The sequence below is a fragment of the Streptomyces sp. JLSY215 genome (assembly GCF_059682825.1).
In genome coordinates, this window is the sequence record NZ_CM185022.1 from 5,536,871 (window position 1) to 5,554,055 (window position 17,185).

Consider the following 17,185-nt stretch of genomic DNA (forward strand, 5'->3'; position numbering starts at 1 on the left):
TCGCCCATGCCGTGACGGGTAGCATCGCGCGCCGCCGACGGCGTGACACCGGGCAGGCCGCTCCGCTGTACATCGTGGCGGTCGCGGGCCTGCTCTTCCTCGCGTTCGCGCTCTTCGCCGTCGGCCAGGCAGCGGCCACCCGCAACGGCGCGCAGACGGCCGCCGACGCGGCCGCGGTCGCCGCGGGCCAGAAGTACAAAGAGCAACTGAGCAAGGGCTTTCTGGCCGCGCTCGGCAACGGTGGCGCCAAGGACGACCCCACGTCCTGGGAAGACCTGCTGAACGGACGCGGCGTCCCCTCGGGTGCCGCCTGCCGGAACGCGGGCTGGTTCGCGGAGCAGAACGACGCCGAGGTCTCCGTGTGCACCCCGGACTCCTGGCCCACGTCGTTCGCCGTGACGGTCAAGACCCGTAACACCGTGGGTGATTCCGTCATCCCCGGGACCGAGAGCAAACACGCGACGGCCAACGCCAAGGCCGTCGTCGTACCGAAGTGTTCGCTGGCCCCCGCCCCACCGAATGACGGAAAGAGCGGGAACCCCGACAAAGGGAGCAAGGGAGGAAGGAACGGCAAGGGAGAAGGAGGAAAGGATGGAAAGGGACCGGGAGGCAATGCGCCGCCCCGCGAACTCACCTGCGAGGGTAAAAGCTGGACGCTGGACCCGGACAAGCCCGAGGACTTCCCTGACGCCTCCGACCTGTTCGCCGTACATCTGGCGCACTGACCGCCCGAATTCCCTCACCCCCGGCAGCCACCCCTGAGTCCCCTGAGTCACCTGAGCCACCTGAACCCCCCACTGCCCTGAATCGCCTGCATCCACCCGACCCGGCCCATCGACTCACTCGACGATCAAAGGAATCGGACCCATGAGCACTCGGCGCACCACGAAGGCCGCCAGACGAGCGGTCGCCATGGCGAGCGCTGTCGGCCTGGCGCTCGTTGTCGCCGGCTGCGGTGGTGACAACGGCGGATCCCGCACGACGGGGAGCAACAAACCGTCGGCCCGGAGCACCGCCGCTCCGAAGGACAACGGCCGCGGCACTCCGGCGGCCGAATCCGACGCGGTGATCGCGGAGATGAAGGGACCGGACGGGATCGTCGTCCGGCTGCACTCCGTCGTCCGTGACTCCGGCGGCTTCGTCACGGTCACCGGCACGGTGACCAACGGCGGCACCCGCGTCTTCAACGCCATCGACTGGCGTTCCAACGAGGCCGAGATGCAGTCCCGTTCCTCCGTCTCCGGAGCCACGCTCGTCGACAAGGCCGGCAAGAAGAGGTACTTGGTGCTGCGAGACACCAACAACGAATGCCTGTGTACGACGGGCCTGAGCGGACTGCGGCCGGGCGCCAGCAGCCCGATTTTCGCGCAGTTCCCGGCGCCGCCGGCCAAGGTGACCGAAGTCGACTTCGAGTTGCCGACCCTGCCGCCGGCCAGCGTCCAGATCACGGATTGAGCGGGCCGATGACCGAGACGCCCCCACCGCCCCGCCGTTCGCGGACCGCCTGCGCCGTCCGTACGGCCCTCACGGCGGGCCTCGCGCTGCTGCTGACCGCGGCACCGACCACGCCGACGGCCCATGCCGACCCACCCGGCATCACGGAGAACTCCGAACCCCCGGTCCGCATCGACCCCAACGACCCCGACCTCCGCATGGTCCAGGGCGCCAAGCTCGCGCCCTCCAAGGTCCTCAACATCAAGTCCATCGTGGAGACCGACGACGGGTCCGAGCGCCGCCAGGACACCAACGACAATGTGACCTTCTCGCTCCAGGCCGAGGTCCTCTTCGACAAGAACAGCGCCAAACTCTCGCCCGACGCGCTCTCGCGCATCGACGCCATCGCCACCGAGGTCAAGAAGCAGAACGCCTCCCGCCTACGGGTCTTCGGCTTCACCGACAACCTCGGCTCCGCGACACACGGCCTGACGCTGTCCAAGCAGCGCGCCAACGCCGTCCAGCGCGAGCTGGCCAACGAGCTCGGCTCATCGGTGACGTTCGAGATCCGGGGCTACGGCGAGCAGTACCCGATCGCCGACAACGCCACCGAGGCGGGCCGCAAGAAGAACCGCCGGGTCGAGGTCAGCTTCCCGCGCACGGGGTCGTGACGCACGGGGTCGTGACGCACGGCTCGTGAACGGCCGCTGACCGCCGTCCTTTTTCACTGTTCGCCGGCCGGGCCGTCCGGCTCCACCGTGAGGCGAAGGCCCGCCCGCAGCCCCCACTTCTCCATCGCCCCCGCCTCCGCCTCCAGGACGTGCCGGGCCCGCAGGCGTGGGCGGCCCAGGCGGCCGGGGGGCATGGTGCGTACGGCCAGGACGGTCAAGTCGCGGCTCAGATAGGCGACATCGATCGCGAACCGCATCCGGAAGGTGTGCACCCCGCTCGCCGGGGTCAGCAGCAGTGCCCCCTCGATACCGTCGCGTCCCAACAGGCCACGGGCGCGGGCACGGTAGGACGCCGCGATCTCCAACGGGAGGCCGGCGCCGAGCCCGGTGCCGGCCTCCGCGCTGACGAACCGTCCGGTGCCGTTCTGCCAACGTGCCATGCCCGTCGTTCTATCAGCCGCCGGGAGAGACGGGTAAGGGTGAGACGGGTACAGAGGGAGACCGGTACAGGGAGAGACCGGTAAGGGCGAGCCCCGCGCGCAGTCGCGTCTAGGGTCGGGGCATGTCGGTCCTGCTGATGGTTCTCGCCGCCGCCTACGGGGCCGCGGCCGGGCTGCTCATACCGCGGCCCGTTCACCGGATGGCCGTCGAGCCCGAGGAGGAGTGGCGCGCGGTCTGTCCCGGCGGGCATGTGATCACGGGGGCGGCGCGGGGGTGGCTGGGGCGCGGGCGGTGTCCGGAGCCCGGGTGCGGGGTGTACGGGCTGGGGGCGCCCGCGCCGGCGGTGGGCACCGCGCTGGTCTGCGCGGCGCTCGCGGCGGCCACGGGAGCGCGGCCCGAGCTCGCCGTCTGGCTGGCGATGGCGCCGGTCGCGGTGCTCCTGACCGCCGTCGACTGGCGGGTGCGGCGCCTCCCGGACGTGCTGACGCTGCCGCTCGCGGCCGTGGCGGCCGGGGCGCTGGGGCTCGTCGGCGGGCTGACCGGCGAGAGCGGGGCGTGGCGGCGGGCGCTGCTGGGCGGGCTGGCGCTGGGTGTGTTCTATCTCCTGTTGTTCGCCGTCAATCCGAGGGGCATCGGCCTGGGTGACGTCAAGCTGGCGATCGCCCTGGGCATCGCCCTTGGGTGGTACGGCTGGCGCACCGTCGTCGCCGGGGGCGCGGCAGGAGTACTGATCGGCGCCGCCTACGGAGCGGCGCTGATGCTGGTCAGACGGGGTGGCCCCAAGGTCATGCCATTCGGGCCATTCATGATCATTGGGGCATTCGGCGGGCTGCTCCTGGGAGCCGGGGCCTCGGACTGAGGGGGCCACGGCCCCGGCCCGAGCGGCCCGCCGGGGTCCTTGGCCGGTGGGCCGCGGCGCGCCGCGAACAAACGAGGTGCACGCATCACCCCTCCACCGGGGTTATGGTGGAAACCCCCCCTCGGGCCGGTCCGTATCCCCCCCACGGACCGGCCCGCTTTTTTTGTGCCGCCGGGCCGCCGGGCCGCTCGGCCGCTCGGCCACCGGGCCGTCACCAGCCACCGCAACCCCCTGCGGCTCCTGCCCCGGCCCACCACGCCGTACGGAGCTAGCCCCGCCTCGCCCAGATGTTCACGCCCTCCGTCGACGTCGCGAACCGATCGATCTCGGCCAGCTCCGCCTCCGTGAGCCCGGGGCCGTCGAGCGCCGCGACATTCGCCTCCAGCTGGGTCACGCTGCTGGCCCCGATCAGCGCGGAGGTCATCCGCTCGTCCCGCAGCACCCAGCGCAGGGCGAGCTGCGCCAGCGACTGGCCGCGCCGGGTGGCGATGTCGTTGAGGCCGCGCAGGCGCCCCACGACGTCCTCGGACAGCAGACCCGGGTCCAGGGACTTGCCCAGGGAGGCGCGCGAGCCCTCGGGGATGCCGTGCAGGTACTTGTCGGTGAGCATGCCCTGCGCCAGCGGCGCGAAGGAGATGCAGCCCATGCCCTCGGCCTCGAGGGTGTCCAGCAGGGCGTCGTCCTCGGTCCAGCGGTTGATCATCGAGTACGAGGGCTGGTGGATCAGCGCCGGGACACCCATCTGGCGCAGAATGCCCGCCGCCTCACGGGTCTGCTCGGCGTTGTAGGACGACACGCCCGCGTACAGCGCCTTGCCCTGGTGGACCGCGGACGCCAGCGCGCCCATCGTCTCCTCGAGCGGGGTGTGGGGATCGAAGCGGTGCGAGTAGAAGATATCGACGTAATCGACACCCATCCGCTTCAGTGACGCATCCAACGACGAGAGGAGGTATTTCCGCGAACCCCATTCGCCGTACGGCCCGGGGTGCATCAGATATCCGGCCTTGGTGGAGAGAATCATCTCGTCGCGGTAGGGCCGGAAGTCCTGCGCGAAGATCTTCCCGAAGTTCAGCTCGGCTGACCCGGGTGGCGGACCGTAGTTGTTGGCCAGATCGAAGTGGGTGATGCCCAGGTCGAAGGCCCGGCGCAGGATCGCCCGCTGGGAGGTCAGGGTGCGGTCGTCCCCGAAGTTGTGCCACAGTCCGAGGGAGATGGCGGGGAGTTTCAGACCGCTGCGGCCGGTGCGCCGGTACTCCATGGAGTCGTAGCGCGAATCCACGGCGCGGTAGTCAGTTGTGCCAGTCATGCTCATCTCCCTATCACGTACTTGTGACACACCTGATTGGGCCGTCGACACACCCGAGAAGTAAAGTTGCCCCCTTGAGGCGACGGGGCGATGGCCATTTCGGCACGGAGGGGCTGGACCACATATGACGCGATCTTCCGGGGTGCGCATCCCTTATCCGCCCGCACTGCGCAATTTGGTCTACCGGCTGTACGCGCGCCGGGTGGAGGGCCGCCTGGACCACGCCCAGGTGCCGAAGCACATCGGCGTCATCCTGGACGGTAACCGGCGCTGGGCGCGGGCCGACGGGCGGACCACCGAGCAGGGCCACCAGGCGGGCGCGGCCAAGATCGGTGAGCTGCTGGGGTGGTGTGCGGAGACCGATGTGGAGGTCGTCACACTCTGGCTGCTGTCGACGGACAACCTCGACCGGCCCGAGGGCGAGCTGAAGCCGCTGCTGGGCATCATCGAGAACACCGTGCGCGATCTGGCCGCGGACGGCCGCTGGCGGGTGCATCACGTCGGCAACCGCGATCTGCTGCCCGAGGCCACGCAGCGGGTGCTGAAGGAGTCCGAACAGGCCACGCTCGAGAACACGGGCATCCTGGTGAATGTGGCGATCGGCTACGGCGGCCGTCAGGAGATCGCCGACGCGGTGCGCTCGCTGCTGCTGGACCACGCCGAGCGCGGCACCTCCTTCGAGGAGCTCGCCGAGATCGTCGACATCGACCTGATCTCCGAGCACCTCTACACCCGTGGCCAGCCCGACCCGGACCTGGTGATCCGCACCAGCGGCGAGCAGCGGCTGTCGGGCTTCATGCTCTGGCAGAGCGCCCATTCGGAGTACTACTTCTGCGAGGTCTTCTGGCCGGCCTTCCGCAAGGTCGACTTCCTGCGCGCGCTGCGCGACTACGCAGCCCGGCACCGGCGTTACGGCTTCTAGGGGACGGTCGAACGCATCCCGTAGGGGACGCGAGGGCCCCCTGCGGGGCCACAACGCGGCGGGACGGGAGGGTTATTCCCGGGCTCAAGGGCTCCTGGGCTCCCGGGCTCAAGGGCTCCCGGGCCCGTGCCGCCCGGCCAAACCAGCCCGGCCCGCGCCGCCGCACGCCGCCCCGCGCCGCCCGGCCAAACCAGCCCGGCCCGCACCCGGTAAGCCCCCCGGCCACAGCCCGGTGTCACCCGCCCCGCGCAACTCGGTGACACGCGGCCCGGCGCGTCCCGCTGAGCCCCCCGCCCCGCCCGCTGACACCCGCTCGGCGCAGCCCGGCCCCGCCCGCTCGGCCCCCGGCCCCACCCGCTGCCCCCGTCCGGCCCCGCCCCGCGCGGCGCGCCGGACCCCGGCGCGGTGGCGGCGGCCGTAACCAAAGGTTCATCAAGCGTGTGTCATATGCCGTGGCATGGGGTCGGGCCATCGAGGGAATATCCCTTGCAGGTCGGCGTCCAGAACAAGACAACGGGCGCCGTATCTCAGCGGACGGCATGGGGTCGTCCGCCCGGGAGGCCCTTTGCACATCACGGACGATCGTGCGGACCGCACGGACGACGCGGAGGGCCGGCGTTCGGCCCGTGCATCGTGGCCTGAAGCCGGTCCTGTCCCCCGCGACGCCGTCGCACCCCAACCTCATCCGAGGGGGTTCGTCCACCCGTGGTGAACAGCAACAAGCGCCGTGAGAACGGCCGGCGCACCTACGTTCTCGACACCAGTGTCCTTTTGGCGGATCCAGGCGCCATGTCCCGCTTCGAGGAACACGAAGTCGTCCTTCCGGTCGTCGTCGTCACGGAGTTGGAGGCCAAGAGGCACCATCCCGAGCTCGGCTACTTCGCACGGCAGGCGCTCCGGCTGCTGGACGAGTACCGGGTCCAGTACGGAAGGCTGGATGCCCCCATCCCCATCGGCGGGCTCGGCGGCAGCCTCCGGGTCGAGCTGAACCACTCCGACCCGGGCATCCTGCCCGCCGGCTTCCGGCTCGGTGACAACGACTCCCGGATCCTCGCGGTGGCCCGCAATCTGCAGGCCGAGGGCTATGACGTCACGGTCGTCTCCAAGGACCTGCCGCTGCGCATCAAGGCGTCCTCGGTGGGGCTGCTGGCCGAGGAGTACCGCGCCGAGCTGGCGATCACCGACTCCGGCTGGACGGGCATGGCCGAACTGGCCATCTCCGCGGACCAGGTGGACGACCTGTTCGCCGCCGAGTTCGCCGACGTACCGGGCGCCGAGGAATTTCCCGTGCACACCGGACTGGTCCTGCAGTCCGAGCGCGGCAGGGCGCTCGGCCGGGTCACCGCGGACGGCGGGGTCCGGCTGGTGCGCGGCGACCGGGAGGCGTTCGGGATCCACGGCCGCAGCGCCGAGCAGCGGATCGCGCTGGATCTGCTCCTGGACCCGGAGGTCGGCATCGTCTCGATGGGCGGCCGGGCCGGTACGGGCAAGTCGGCGCTGGCGCTGTGCGCGGGCCTGGAGGCCGTGCTGGAGCGCCAGCAGCACCGCAAGGTGATGGTCTTCCGGCCGCTGTACGCCGTCGGCGGGCAGGAGCTGGGCTACCTTCCGGGCAGCGAGGCCGAGAAGATGAGCCCCTGGGCGCAGGCCGTGTTCGACACCCTCTCGGCGGTCACCACCAAGGACGTCATCGAAGAGGTGGTGGGGCGCGGCATGTTGGAGGTGCTGCCGCTCACGCACATCCGCGGGCGGTCGCTGCACGACGCGTTCGTCATCGTCGACGAGGCCCAGTCGCTGGAACGGAACGTCCTTTTGACCGTTCTGTCCCGTATCGGGGCCAACTCCCGCGTCGTACTCACCCATGACGTCGCACAACGGGACAATCTGCGGGTCGGGCGGTACGACGGAGTGGTCGCGGTCGTCGAGAAGCTGAAGGGGCATCCGCTCTTCGCCCATGTCACCCTCAACCGCTCCGAGCGGTCGCCGATCGCCGCACTGGTGACCGAAATGCTGGAGGACGGCAGGATCTGACCCGTTGTGAACCACCGCGCCGCCCGGCGAAGCGAAGGAGCTTAGCCGGGCGGCGCGCGTGTGCGCGGGGATATCCGAAAATACTGAGGCGTAAACGAGGTGTGAGCTTTCACACCCGGCCGGGAATTGATTCGCGGTGGCCCGTTCGGGCAGAGTCTGGGTCCTGTCAGGCCCCGCATACGGCACCACCAGCATCCACAGAGGTGCGGAACAACCGAACTTCATAGCGAGTCGCCGTATGCCGCCCGAGCACCACGCGGACCCCCGAGGGGGACGTACCGGGCCAGTGCCTCCCGTGACCAGCCGGTCCCGCCCGCTCAACTGGGTCCGGAACAAGGGGAGACCAGCGCCAGGGGCACGATTGCGTCCGCGAGGTCACCTATGCGGGCGATGCTGGAAGGAAAACGTGTGAGCCGGATCTCGGTCCGGGGATTCGCCGTGGCATCCGCCACCGCGGTCACCACCGTCGGCGCTGTCGTCGGCGTCGCCGCAGGGCAGCCCGCCTCGGTCAACGCCGAGGCCACCGCCGCCGATGCGACGATCGCCGACATCCCCGCGGGCGCACAGGCACAGGTGCAGACGGCTTCCCTGACGCAGCAGGCGGACGACGCGTCCACCCAGGCGGATGCGGCAGCCCTGAAGTCGGCACAGGAAGCCGCCCGTAAGGCAGCGGCGGAGACCGCGCAGTCCAAGAAGGACGCGGCGGACGAGGCCAAGGCGAAGAAGGAGGCCGACGCGCGCAAGAAGAAGGAGCTGGCCGCATCCCGCTCCGCGGAGCGCGATGTCAGCAACCTTCTCGGCAAGAGCTCGTACACCATCGCCGAGACCCAGGCCCTCGCGCGCGGCATGATGGCCGGCGACCAGTTCCAGTGCTTCAGCAACATAGTGGACCACGAGTCCGGCTGGAACTACCGCGCCACCAACGCCTCCTCCGGTGCGTACGGACTGGTCCAGGCCCTGCCGGGCTCGAAGATGTCGTCGGCCGGTGCCGACTGGCAGACCAACCCGGCCACCCAGATCAAGTGGGGCCTGAACTACATGAACGACCGCTACGGCAGCCCCTGCGGCGCCTGGTCGTTCTGGCAGGCCAACAGCTGGTACTAGGCCGTACCGGCAGCCACCGGGTCATACCGGCGGCACCCAGTGCTTGCGAAACCCCCGACTGCGTCAGCGTCGGGGGTTTCGCGTATCCGGCACAGGTAACGTCGTGCCGTCAGGTGTGGCGTAGGGGAGGGGAAGAGGAAGCGACATGTCCAGATTGCCTCAGTGGGTCGGCGGCCTCGGCGCCGGTCTGACGCGGCTCGCCCAGCGGCTCGAGGAGCAGCGCCGCCGGGCGGAGGCCGGCGACCCGGAAGAGCTGAGGCGTGCCGAGTACGCGCCCGACGGCGTCCCCGCGCGGCCCTCCTACGCACCGGCCGTCGCCGTCGCCGCGGAGGGCTCGGCCGGAACGCTCACCGCCACCCGCACCGCCGTACCGGGTGTCCCGGAGACCGTCGACGGCGTGCCGCGGGAGGCCGCGTCGGACGAGCCGTCCGCCGCCCTCCCGCCGCCCGACTCCGTTCCCGCGCCGCCCTCCTACGCGCCCGCCGTCGCGGCCCGCCCGGATCCCGTCGCGGCGGTGCCGTGGGGCGTACGGGTCGCCGCCGAGGTCGGCTGGCGGCTTCTGGTGCTGGCCGGGACGCTGTGGGTGCTGGCCCGGGTCATCACCACCATCGAGCTGGTGGTGCTCTCCTTCACCGCGGCGATGCTGATCACCGCGCTGCTGCAGCCCACCGTGGCCTGGCTGCGCCAACGCGGGCTGCCCCGCGGGCCGGCGACGGCGGTGACCTTCATCGGCGGCTTCGTGGTGATGGGCCTGGTCGGCTGGTTCGTCGTCTGGCAGGTTCAGGACAACATCGACTCGGTGGCCGGCCAGATCCAGAAGGGCATCACCGAGCTGAAGGAATGGCTGCTCAAGAGCCCGTTCCATGTGACCGAGAGTCAGATCAACCAGATCGCCAAGAACCTCCAGGACGCGGTCGGCCACAACACCGAGGCGATCACCACGGCCGGCCTGGAGGGCGTCACCGTCATCCTGGAGGTCTTCACCGGCATCCTGCTGGCGATGTTCACCACGCTGTTCCTGCTCTACGACGGCCCCCGCATCTGGGGCTGGGTGCTCAAGCTCGTACCGGGCGCAGCACGTGAGGGCGTGGCGGGCGCCGGACCGCGGGCCTGGCGGACGCTGACCGCCTACGTCCGCGGCACGGTCATCGTCGCCCTGATCGACGCCATCTTCATCGGCATCGGGCTGTGGGTCCTTGATGTGCCGCTGGCCGTCCCCCTCGCCGTCTTCATCTTCCTCTTCGCGTTCATCCCCCTGGTGGGCGCGGTGGTCTCCGGCGCGCTGGCCTGTGTGGTCGCGCTGGTCACCCAGGGCGTCTTCGCGGCGCTGATGGTGCTGGCGATCGTCCTGGCCGTCAATCAGATCGAGGGCCATGTCCTGCAGCCGTTCATCCTGGGCCGCGCGGTACGGGTCCACCCCCTCGCCGTGATCCTCTCGGTCGCCTCCGGCAGCCTGATCGCGGGCATCGGCGGGGCGGTCGTCGCCGTCCCCCTGGTGGCGGTCACCAACACGGTCGTCGGCTATCTCCGCTCGTACTCCAAGGAACAGGCGCTGCGGATGACGCCCCGACCGCACGGGGCCACCGCGATCGGGGTGGCGCCCACGGAACGACGCCCGGCGGCCGACGGATAGGGCGGCCGGGCGGCCGGGCGGCACCCCCACGCAGGGAACGCCGCGGCACGCACGGAACGCCGCAGCACACGCGAACCCCGCAGAAACGCACGGAACCCCGCAGACGCATCTGCGGGGTTCCGTGCATGGGGGTGCCGGTGCCGGGGACTTACTCCGCCAGCGCCGCTTCGGCGTCCAGCGTGGCGGCCACGGCCTGCAGGACGGAGGCGATCTTGACGGCCTCCTGGATCGTCTCGCGGTCCACGCCGGCCTTGCGGAGCACCTGCTCGTGCGAGTCCAGGCACATACCGCAGCCGTTGATGGCCGAGACGGCCAGCGACCACAGCTCGAAGTCGACCTTCTCCACGCCCGGGTTGCCGATGACGTTCATCCGCAGACCGGCACGGAGGTTGCCGTACTCCGGGTCCGACAGCAGGTGCCGGGTGCGGTAGAAGACGTTGTTCATCGCCATGATGGCGGCGGCGGACTTGGCCGCCGTGTACGCCTCGGCGGAGAGGTTCGCCTTCGCCTCCGGCTCCAGCTCACGCAGCACCTTCGGCGACCGCGAGGCGATCGCGCAGGCCAGCACCGTGCCCCACAGCTGCTGCTGGGGCAGGTCGCTGTTGCCGATCACCGAACCGAGGTTCAGCTTCAGGTCCTTGGCGTAGTCCGGTACCGCGGACTTGAGCTCGTCGAGAGCCATGTCGGATCAGCCTTCCGTTCCGTTCAGAGGTCAGTTCACTCGCCGGAGAGGAGCGCGACCGGGTCGAGGGTGTCCTCGCCCTTCGACCAGTTGCAGGGGCACAGCTCGTCGGTCTGCAGGGCGTCCAGAACCCGCAGGACCTCCTTGGGGTTACGGCCGACGGAACCGGCGGTCACCATCGTGAACTGGATCTCGTTGTTCTGGTCGACGATGAAGACGGCGCGCTGCGCGAAGCCGTCCTCGCCCTCGATGCCCAGGTCACGCATGAGCTCGTGCTTGGAGTCGGCGAGCATCGGGAAGGGCAGGTCGGTCAGGTCCGGGTGGTCCTTGCGCCAGGCGTGGTGCACGAACTCGGAGTCACCGGAGAAGCCGAGGATCTGCGCGTCGCGGTCGGCGAACTCCTCGTTCAGCTTGCCGAAGGCGGCGATCTCGGTGGGGCACACGAAGGTGAAGTCCTTGGGCCACGCGAAGACGATCTTCCACTTGCCCTCGTAGGTCTTGTGGTTGATCTGCTCGAATTCCTTGCCGGACTCGAGCGAGACGCAGGCGGTCAGGTCGAACTCGGGGAACTTGTCACCGACAGTGAGCACGCGCTCTCCTTGCAGCGGGGGAAAAGCCAACGCCAACTGCCCCTTTTGGGGGTCTCGGCGGCTTTCCTTGGGGCTTGGACGGTTCACACAGTGCCACAGTGCTCATTGATCAGGGAAATAGCTAGACTGGTTGATGTTGATCGGAGGTGGTTATCAGTGGCTTCACCGGTGAGCGGCGCCGGCCGGCCCCGCCAGCCCAGCCTGGCCCAGCTGCGGGCGTTCGCGGCGGTGGCCGAGTATCTGCATTTCCGCGAGGCGGCCGCCGAGATCGGCATGAGCCAGCCCGCGCTGTCCGGGGCGGTCTCCGCGCTGGAGGAGGCGCTCGGCGTACAGCTTCTGGAGCGTACGACGCGCAAGGTGCTGCTCTCGCCCGCGGGGGAACGGGTCGCCGCCCGCGCCCGTACGGTCCTGGAGGCCGTCGGCGACCTGATGGAGGAGGCGGAGGCGGCCCGCGCCCCCTTCACCGGCGTGCTGCGCCTGGGCGTCATCCCGACCGTCGCCCCGTACCTCCTGCCGACCGTCCTGCGGCTCACCCACGGCTCGTACCCGGACCTCGACCTCCAGGTCCATGAGGAACAGACCGCCTCGCTGCTCGAAGGCCTCGCCCAGGGCCGCCTCGACCTGCTGCTCCTGGCCGTCCCCCTCGGCGTCCCCAACGTCACCGAACTCCCCCTCTTCGACGAGGACTTCGTCCTGGTCGCACCCAAGGAACACTGGCTGGGCGGCCGCGCCGACATCCCCCGGCAGGCGCTGAAGGAGCTCGATCTCCTGCTGCTGGACGAGGGCCACTGTCTGCGCGATCAGGCCCTGGACATCTGCCGCGAGGCGGGCCGGGAGGAGGGCGCCCCGGTGACGACGAGCGCGGCCGGACTGTCGACACTGGTCCAGCTCGTGGCCGGCGGACTCGGGGTGACGCTGCTGCCGCGTACGGCGCTGCGGGTGGAGACGGCTCGTAATGATCTGCTGACGACCGGCTATTTCGCCGATCCCCAGCCGTCGCGTCGCATCGCCGTCGCCATGCGGACGGGCACGGCCCGCCAGGCGGAATTCGAGGAGTTCGCGGGGGCGTTGCGGGAGGCTATGCGGTTGTTGCCGGTGCGGGTGGTGGAGTAGGGGCGGGTCAGACCTGGCTTCTGCCGGCTGCCAGGAGCTCCGCAACGTCGAGCTTGACCTCCGCGCCGATCGATTCGGGAAGCGTGATCTGCTCGCCTGCGGCGTGCACGCGGTGGCTGTCGTAGCCGTTCTCCGCCGGGTCGGTGAGAACGTGGACGCGGTCGTGCTTGCGGTCGATGATCACGTAGACGGGGATCTTGGCGTTGGCGTAGGCGACCACTTTCGCCCGCAGGTCGTTGTTGTAGTTGCTCGACGTGACCTCGAGGACGAGGCGGAAAACCACAGGGCTGTAGCAGTCGCCCGTGACCTTGTGTTCTTCGATATCGGCGTCGACCAGGCACAGGTCCGGGATGGCGTAGTTCTCAGGCCCGTCAGGCAGCCACACGCCGATTCCGTGGAACAGTTCCGACTTCTCGCCGTCGTCCAGGCCTGCCGCGACCAATGGGGCGGCGACCCGCTTCAGCGCCCGCTCGTGAGGAACGTTCGGTGGTGGGGTCCCAACGATGACGCCTCCGATGATCTCGACGCGGTGGCCCGGGTTCTGCTCCATGAGCCTTTTCGCCACGGCGAGCTGCGTCAGCGGTCCGTCCGGGTGCGGCGGCTCGACGGGTGCTGCAGACATCAGATGCCTTCTGTTGGCTGGTGTCGAGGCCATCATCGTAGGCCTGGCCACCCGCATGCGTCTCGTATGACCACGTTCGCCCGTTCGAGGTGTCAGGGGCGGGCGGTTTCGAGGATCGCCGCCACATCGAGTTCGACCTCGACGCCGATGGAGGCCGGAAGCGTGACGCGCTCGCCCGGGGCATGGACGCGATGGCTGCGGTATGTGCCGTCGGACGGGTCGGTGAGGACGTGGATGCGCTCGTCCCGTCGGTTGATGATCACGTACACAGGGATCCGGCCGTCGGCGTACGCCGCGACCTTCGACCGCAGCTCATTGCCGTAGTTGTTCGAGGTCACCTCCAGAACCAGGCGGAAGATCGCCGGGTCGCAGCAGTTGTATTCGACCTCGTGGCCCTCGAAGTCGTCGGTGATGGAGAGGTCGGGAATGGCGAAGTCGTACGGGCCGCCAGGTAGCCAGACGCCGACCCGCTGGAGGACGTGTGTCCTGTCATCACGCAGGCCTGCGTCCAGGAACAGAAGCGAGAGATCGGTCAGTACGCACGCATGCGCCGCATCCGGCAACGGCGTCACACAGATCTCGCCCCCCAGCACCTCGAACCGGGCCCCCGGCACCCTTTCCATCAGCCAGTCGACTTGGTCCAGCAGGGTCGGGGTGCGGGGGCGCATACGGGTCCTGTTCGTTACGGGGCGGCCGGGCGGTCATAGGTCAAGAACGCCGCGCCGCTCTTGAGGACACTGTGGGCGGTCAGGTCCCAGGTACGCGGGTCGAACGCGGTGCCGGGGGAGAAGAGGGGGATGCCGGAGCCGATGGTCAACGGGCCCAGCTTGATGAGGAGTTGGTCGATCTCCGGGTAGAGGGCGCCGGCCAGCTCGCTGCCGCCGAGGAGCCAGATGTCCTTGCCGGGCTGCTGCTTGAGCTCCCGCACCTTGGCGACCGGGTCGGTGGCGACCAGTTCCACGGCCGGGTCCGGGCTCTGGGTCAGGGTGCGGGAGAAGACCAGGTGGCGCAGGTGCGGGTAGCAGTCGGTCAGGCCCGCCTTGAGGCCGATCTCATAGGTCTTGCGGCCTTCCAGGACCGTGTCGAAGCGGGTGCCCTCGGCGGTGATGCCGAGGGCCGCGCGGGCCTGGACGGGGAGGATTTCCGGGAGTTCGGTGGTGAGGTGCTCGATGTAGTCCCCGGGGATCGGCCAGAAGCCGTCGGGGCCGGTGGGGTCCGCCCCGTCCGGGCCGGCGATGAAGCCGTCGAGGGTGGAGGCGATGCAGTAGACGAGTTTGCGCATGGAGATCCCCCTGGGTGTGCCGCCCGGCGTGGGTGCCGGTGCGCGAGCGGGGTGATCTTATGACGTGCCGCGTGATCACTCCGTACGGAGGCCCTCCGGCCGCATCAGTCGCCAAAGGAGCGGCAGGGAAAGGGCGGTGACGCCCAGGATGACGGTGGCGGCCGTGCCGGTGACGGTGAGGAGGGCGGGCCACTGGGGGTGCAGAGTGCGGCCCGCCATGTGGAGGAGGAGCGCCCCCAGGGTGAGGCCGCAGGTGAGGGCGAGGGCGAGGCCGAGGGCGACGGGGAGGGCGGTCTGCCACAGGACGGAGCGGCCGAGGAGGGCGCGGGGCGTGCCGAGGGCGTCGAGATGGGACAGGAGGCGGGCGCGGTCGTGGAGTTGTTCCAGGGTGGTCAGCAGCAGGCCGCAGCCGATCAGGAGGAGGACGGCGACGGCGCCGGCGGTCAGGCCGCGGCGGGTGAGGTCCAGGACGTCGTCGCCGGTGTCGCCGTAGCCGGCCGCCAGCACGTCGATGCGGGGGTCGATCAGGGCGGCGGCGTTGCGTACGTGCTCGATGGCGTCGGGGCGGCCCGGGTCGAGGAGCAGCAGCGTGGTGACCGCGGGATGGCGCAGCCGGGTGGCGTCCAGTGCGCCGGGCGTGGCGAGCAGGCCGGCTCCGGCGATCCAGGGCGGGGCGGCGTGCCGGGAGGCGACACGGCGGGTGGTGGCCGGGACCGTCCAGGTGGCGGGGCGGCGGTGGTCCGCGTGGCGGCCGGCCGGGCCGAGGGCCAGCCGTTGCCCCGGGCGGGGGGAGGAGCCGTAGTCGTCGTCCTTGACGAGGAAGGTGTCGCCGTCGGAGCAGGAGCCGATGCGGGCCACTTCGCGGAGGGTGGCGCAGTCGGCGACGGTCAGGGCGTAGGGCTCGGGGTCGGGGTCCTGCGCGGCGGGGCGCGCCGGGGCGGCCGGGCCCGCGGACGACGTGATCAGGGTGTGGGCGGTGCGGACGCCGTCGGCCGCGGCGAGCCGGGCCTGCATCGTGGCGGCGCTTGCGGCGGGCACGGCGCCTTGGCGGGCCTCGGCGGTGGTCCAGCGGGTGGGGACGAGTTCCGCCGCGTCCTGGATGCCGGTGCCGGTCATCAGCAGCTGGACGGCGAGGGCGCCGGCCACCGCCACGGTGATCCCGCTGACCGAGCGGGCGGCGGAGGCGCTGGTCAACTCCAGCCTCCGGATGGCGAGTTGCCAGGACTGGCTGCCGCGTCCGGAGCGGCCCAGCCGCATCACCGCGGCATCCAGCAGCCAGGGCAGCAGCGCCGCGACGCCCAGCAGGAGGAGCGAGGTGCCGAGGATCGTCTGGATGGTGGCGGTGTCGCCGGCGGAGAGCCCGCCGATCGCCTGCGGCAGGAGGCACGCGACCCCGGCGGCCGGCAGCAGCGGCCGCCACCACAGCCGGCGGCGCAGCGGCGGAGCCGTACGGGTCACGCCCAGCGGTTCGACGGTGACCCGCCGCATGGTGAACAGCGTGACGCCGACCGCGCAGCACGGCACGGCCAGGACGACAAAGGCCGTCAGCGCGGCGTTCGGTGTGACGTCGGAGGGGAAGACGCCACTGCCGGCGAGGGTGAGGGAGGAGATCGGGACGCGCGCGGCGAGGAAGAGCGCGGTGCCGGTGAGCAGGCCGAGCAGGGCGCCGGCCAGCGCCTCGCCCGCGGCGATCCGGCGGGTGGTGGCCCGGTCGGCGCCGACGAGGCGGAGGGCGGCCAGCCGCCGGTCGCGGCGCTCCCCGCCGAACCGCACCGCGGTCGCGATGAAGACGGCGACCGGTGTGAGCAGGGCGACGCAGCCCACGACGATGGCCAGGACCACCAGCGGGCTGGCGCGGAACCCGTTGTTCCGCTCGCCGAATCCGGTGATCCGCTCGACGTCCTGGGTGGCGCCGCGCAGCGCGTCGCTGCCCTCGTAGAAGAGGAGTTCGCCGGGGTGGGTCAGGCCCGCCCGGGTGATCCGGCCGGTGATCCGCAGATGCGCGAAGCGGTCCTTGAGGAGCGCGCCGTCGGGGGCGGCCAACAGGTCGGCGAGGGCGGGGGAGACGGCCATCTCGCCGGGGCCGGGCACCCGGGACAGGCCCGGCGGGACGGGTGCGTGCGGGCCCTCCGCCCGTACGATCCGGCCGCGGACCGGCGTACCGCGGTAGGCGCCGCTCAGGTTGGTGATCAGGAGGGTGTGGTCCGTGGGGCCGGAACCGGCGGCCGCGGGCCGGGTGGAGCGGGCGCTGTTGCGGCTGATGGCCGCGTCCACGGCGTCGGGGATGGCGGCCGCGAGCAGCAGGACGGCCACGCCCAGTCCGACGCCGAGCGCCGTCAGCGCCGTACGGATGAAGCCCTTGCGGCCGCCGGTGACGGCGAACCGGGCGCCCATCGCCAGATCGCGGCACCAGCGGACGGCCCCCGGCGCCCGGCCCCGGGCCGGTGTCGCCGTCGGTATCGCAGCCGGTATCGGTGTCGGGTTCGGTGTCGGCACGC

Annotated in this window: 17 protein-coding genes; 9 read left to right on the top strand and 8 right to left on the bottom strand. The window is 70.8% G+C overall.

The window, feature by feature from the left end:
• The first annotated feature begins 11 nt into the window (after positions 1-11).
• The 3 genes from AC5677_RS24885 (at position 12) to AC5677_RS24895 (ending at position 2,105) form a co-directional block, all read left to right on the top strand.
• The gene (locus tag AC5677_RS24885; RefSeq protein ID WP_497190142.1) at positions 12-725 is read left to right on the top strand and encodes a pilus assembly protein TadG-related protein; all 714 of its coding nucleotides are present in this window, start codon (positions 12-14) and stop codon (positions 723-725) included.
• Between the two features lie 142 nt (positions 726-867).
• Positions 868-1,455: a hypothetical protein gene (locus AC5677_RS24890; protein WP_497190143.1), complete on the top strand. Its 588-nt coding sequence runs from the start codon at positions 868-870 to the stop codon at positions 1,453-1,455.
• An 8-nt stretch (positions 1,456-1,463) separates the two neighbouring features.
• On the top strand, positions 1,464-2,105 hold the full coding sequence (locus AC5677_RS24895; RefSeq protein WP_497190144.1) for an OmpA family protein: 642 nt from the start codon (positions 1,464-1,466) through the stop codon (positions 2,103-2,105).
• 53 nt (positions 2,106-2,158) lie between these two features.
• Here the strand turns inward: AC5677_RS24895 and AC5677_RS24900 are convergent, their stop codons facing one another.
• Positions 2,159-2,545 (bottom strand): DUF192 domain-containing protein, encoded by a 387-nt coding sequence (locus AC5677_RS24900; RefSeq protein WP_497190145.1) that lies wholly within the window; start codon positions 2,543-2,545, stop codon positions 2,159-2,161.
• Between the two features lie 122 nt (positions 2,546-2,667).
• On the opposite strand from AC5677_RS24900, the gene AC5677_RS24905 reads away from it, so the two are divergent.
• Positions 2,668-3,405: a prepilin peptidase gene (locus tag AC5677_RS24905; RefSeq protein ID WP_497190146.1), complete on the top strand. Its 738-nt coding sequence runs from the start codon at positions 2,668-2,670 to the stop codon at positions 3,403-3,405.
• A 268-nt stretch (positions 3,406-3,673) separates the two neighbouring features.
• On the opposite strand, the gene mgrA is transcribed toward AC5677_RS24905, so the two are convergent.
• Entirely contained in the window at positions 3,674-4,711 is a 1,038-nt protein-coding gene (mgrA, locus tag AC5677_RS24910) for an L-glyceraldehyde 3-phosphate reductase (RefSeq protein ID WP_497190147.1), read from the bottom strand.
• Between the two features lie 124 nt (positions 4,712-4,835).
• On the opposite strand from mgrA, the gene AC5677_RS24915 reads away from it, so the two are divergent.
• From AC5677_RS24915 to AC5677_RS24930, 4 genes are all read left to right on the top strand, one after another.
• Positions 4,836-5,633, top strand: a complete 798-nt coding sequence (locus tag AC5677_RS24915) for an isoprenyl transferase (protein ID WP_497190148.1) — start codon at positions 4,836-4,838, stop codon at positions 5,631-5,633.
• Between the two features lie 705 nt (positions 5,634-6,338).
• Complete coding sequence (phoH2, locus tag AC5677_RS24920; RefSeq protein WP_497190149.1) at positions 6,339-7,661, top strand: RNA 5'-3' helicase PhoH2; 1,323 nt, start codon at positions 6,339-6,341, stop codon at positions 7,659-7,661.
• Between the two features lie 408 nt (positions 7,662-8,069).
• Positions 8,070-8,765, top strand: coding sequence for an aggregation-promoting factor C-terminal-like domain-containing protein (locus AC5677_RS24925; protein WP_497190150.1), 696 nt, complete (start codon positions 8,070-8,072; stop codon positions 8,763-8,765).
• 145 nt (positions 8,766-8,910) lie between these two features.
• The gene (locus AC5677_RS24930; RefSeq protein WP_497190151.1) at positions 8,911-10,398 is read left to right on the top strand and encodes an AI-2E family transporter; all 1,488 of its coding nucleotides are present in this window, start codon (positions 8,911-8,913) and stop codon (positions 10,396-10,398) included.
• Between the two features lie 148 nt (positions 10,399-10,546).
• Here the strand turns inward: AC5677_RS24930 and AC5677_RS24935 are convergent, their stop codons facing one another.
• Together AC5677_RS24935 and AC5677_RS24940 are read right to left on the bottom strand one after the other, a co-directional pair.
• On the bottom strand, positions 10,547-11,080 hold the full coding sequence (locus AC5677_RS24935) for an alkyl hydroperoxide reductase (RefSeq protein WP_497190152.1): 534 nt from the start codon (positions 11,078-11,080) through the stop codon (positions 10,547-10,549).
• 35 nt (positions 11,081-11,115) lie between these two features.
• The gene (locus tag AC5677_RS24940) at positions 11,116-11,670 is read right to left on the bottom strand and encodes a peroxiredoxin (protein ID WP_400063527.1); all 555 of its coding nucleotides are present in this window, start codon (positions 11,668-11,670) and stop codon (positions 11,116-11,118) included.
• A 156-nt stretch (positions 11,671-11,826) separates the two neighbouring features.
• On the opposite strand from AC5677_RS24940, the gene AC5677_RS24945 reads away from it, so the two are divergent.
• The gene (locus tag AC5677_RS24945; RefSeq protein WP_497190153.1) at positions 11,827-12,783 is read left to right on the top strand and encodes a hydrogen peroxide-inducible genes activator; all 957 of its coding nucleotides are present in this window, start codon (positions 11,827-11,829) and stop codon (positions 12,781-12,783) included.
• A gap of 7 nt (positions 12,784-12,790) precedes the next feature.
• Here the strand turns inward: AC5677_RS24945 and AC5677_RS24950 are convergent, their stop codons facing one another.
• The 4 genes from AC5677_RS24950 to AC5677_RS24965 form a co-directional block, all read right to left on the bottom strand.
• Positions 12,791-13,405, bottom strand: a complete 615-nt coding sequence (locus tag AC5677_RS24950) for a Uma2 family endonuclease (RefSeq protein WP_497190154.1) — start codon at positions 13,403-13,405, stop codon at positions 12,791-12,793.
• Between the two features lie 92 nt (positions 13,406-13,497).
• Positions 13,498-14,073, bottom strand: a complete 576-nt coding sequence (locus AC5677_RS24955) for a Uma2 family endonuclease (RefSeq protein WP_497190155.1) — start codon at positions 14,071-14,073, stop codon at positions 13,498-13,500.
• 14 nt (positions 14,074-14,087) lie between these two features.
• Positions 14,088-14,687, bottom strand: coding sequence for a dihydrofolate reductase family protein (locus AC5677_RS24960; RefSeq protein ID WP_497190156.1), 600 nt, complete (start codon positions 14,685-14,687; stop codon positions 14,088-14,090).
• 75 nt (positions 14,688-14,762) lie between these two features.
• On the bottom strand, positions 14,763-17,183 hold the full coding sequence (locus tag AC5677_RS24965; protein WP_497190157.1) for an FtsX-like permease family protein: 2,421 nt from the start codon (positions 17,181-17,183) through the stop codon (positions 14,763-14,765).
• Positions 17,184-17,185 lie beyond the last annotated feature (2 nt).

Excerpts from the sequence above, each read along its gene's own strand:
- AC5677_RS24890 (WP_497190143.1), top strand. The coding sequence starts at position 868 with ATGAGCACTCGGCGCACCACGAAGGCCGCCAGACGAGCGGTCGCCATG.
- AC5677_RS24895 (WP_497190144.1), top strand. The coding sequence starts at position 1,464 with ATGACCGAGACGCCCCCACCGCCCCGCCGTTCGCGGACCGCCTGCGCC.
- AC5677_RS24900 (WP_497190145.1), bottom strand. The coding sequence starts at position 2,545 with ATGGCACGTTGGCAGAACGGCACCGGACGGTTCGTCAGCGCGGAGGCC.
- AC5677_RS24905 (WP_497190146.1), top strand. The coding sequence starts at position 2,668 with ATGTCGGTCCTGCTGATGGTTCTCGCCGCCGCCTACGGGGCCGCGGCC.
- mgrA (WP_497190147.1), bottom strand. The coding sequence starts at position 4,711 with ATGACTGGCACAACTGACTACCGCGCCGTGGATTCGCGCTACGACTCC.
- AC5677_RS24915 (WP_497190148.1), top strand. The coding sequence starts at position 4,836 with ATGACGCGATCTTCCGGGGTGCGCATCCCTTATCCGCCCGCACTGCGC.
- AC5677_RS24930 (WP_497190151.1), top strand. The coding sequence starts at position 8,911 with ATGTCCAGATTGCCTCAGTGGGTCGGCGGCCTCGGCGCCGGTCTGACG.
- AC5677_RS24935 (WP_497190152.1), bottom strand. The coding sequence starts at position 11,080 with ATGGCTCTCGACGAGCTCAAGTCCGCGGTACCGGACTACGCCAAGGAC.
- AC5677_RS24950 (WP_497190154.1), bottom strand. The coding sequence starts at position 13,405 with ATGTCTGCAGCACCCGTCGAGCCGCCGCACCCGGACGGACCGCTGACG.
- AC5677_RS24955 (WP_497190155.1), bottom strand. The coding sequence starts at position 14,073 with ATGCGCCCCCGCACCCCGACCCTGCTGGACCAAGTCGACTGGCTGATG.
- AC5677_RS24960 (WP_497190156.1), bottom strand. The coding sequence starts at position 14,687 with ATGCGCAAACTCGTCTACTGCATCGCCTCCACCCTCGACGGCTTCATC.